Below are 229 nucleotides of genomic sequence, written 5' to 3'. Positions count from 1 at the left end.
GAGGCCGTAATGCGGATAGCTTGCTTTGGGATCCAGCTCAATAGCGCTGCGGTACTCGGCGATTGCCTCGTCGGCCTTACCTTGACTGGCAAATACTCCGGCGAGGCCGTAATGCGGATAGCTTGCTTTGGGATCCAGCTCAATAGCGCTGCGGTACTCGGCGATTGCCTCGTCGGCCTTACCTTGACTGGCAAATACTCCGGCGAGGCCGTAATGCGGATAGCTTGCT

1 protein-coding gene is annotated in these 229 nt (G+C 57.6%); it reads right to left on the bottom strand.

Features of this window, described 5'->3' with window-relative positions; genetic code table 11:
• The coding region (locus GNY06_RS13070) for a tetratricopeptide repeat protein (protein WP_166520496.1) at nucleotides 1-229 on the bottom strand (229 nt) is incomplete at both ends.

Source organism: Elizabethkingia argenteiflava, from assembly GCF_009904105.1.
In the GTDB taxonomy this organism is placed as follows: Bacteria; Bacteroidota; Bacteroidia; order Flavobacteriales; family Weeksellaceae; genus Elizabethkingia; species Elizabethkingia argenteiflava.
This window is presented reverse-complemented; position numbering and strand designations above follow the sequence as displayed.